Genomic DNA, 757 nt, shown 5'->3' on the forward strand with positions numbered 1-757 from the left:
TGTGTCTGTCCGTTTGTCTTTGCTGAGAAGGTCACCGACAGTAACGTACCCGTACCGGTGACACCGTCTCCGCTGAGATTCGCTGAACTGAGACCTCTGATTCTCCCAGCGGTGTTATCAATTGTTCCTCTTTGGAAGAAGGTCGTTGCCCCTCCTGTTTTCAGAAATCTACCTTCGTTTACCTCAATTGCCTTGAGTGCTGCAGCGTCGAATGCAATATCAAATTGCCATCCCGCTAAATCGGGCACGTTCTCTGCGCTAATATCAAGGGTAAACGTATCGCCGACATGGATTGCAGGCTTGGAAAAGGTGTATCCAATACCGGAGTTTGCCACTGTATATTCTGTCCCCGGTTCAAACCCAAAAAAGCCCTGACCCTCACTGCGAAGTGCGACAAATAAGACATTTTTTCCCTGCTGAAGTGTCACAGGGTACGTATCCGTATAATCAGTGCCCCGCCTTTGATAACGCGCATGCTCGTGAATCAAAGTTCCATTGAGCCAGACTTGGAGCTCGAAGTAGCCACCGACATATAGTGTTGTTGCCTGTTCTCGTGGCGAAAATAGGAGCACAGATCCGTAGATGGCACCGTCAGGAGCAGGAGGTTTCAACATATCCGCCATCCGCCCCGTAGTCGGGAGTTTGTGGGAGGTCCACACGCTATTGCCGATAGATTGTCCCTCTGTTGCCCCCTGGACAGCAATCTCTGCCTCTGTCACTTTCCCACCAGTTACTTCCGATAGTAAATCTCTCTGCA

At 50.3% G+C, this 757-nt stretch carries 1 protein-coding gene; it reads right to left on the bottom strand.

Annotation, left to right across the window (positions count from 1 at the left end):
• The coding region (locus J4G07_21265; GenBank protein ID MCE2416517.1) for a hypothetical protein at positions 1-757 on the bottom strand (757 nt) is incomplete at both ends.

It is taken from the genome of Candidatus Poribacteria bacterium, from assembly GCA_021295715.1.
Classification (GTDB): domain Bacteria; phylum Poribacteria; class WGA-4E; order WGA-4E; family WGA-3G; genus WGA-3G.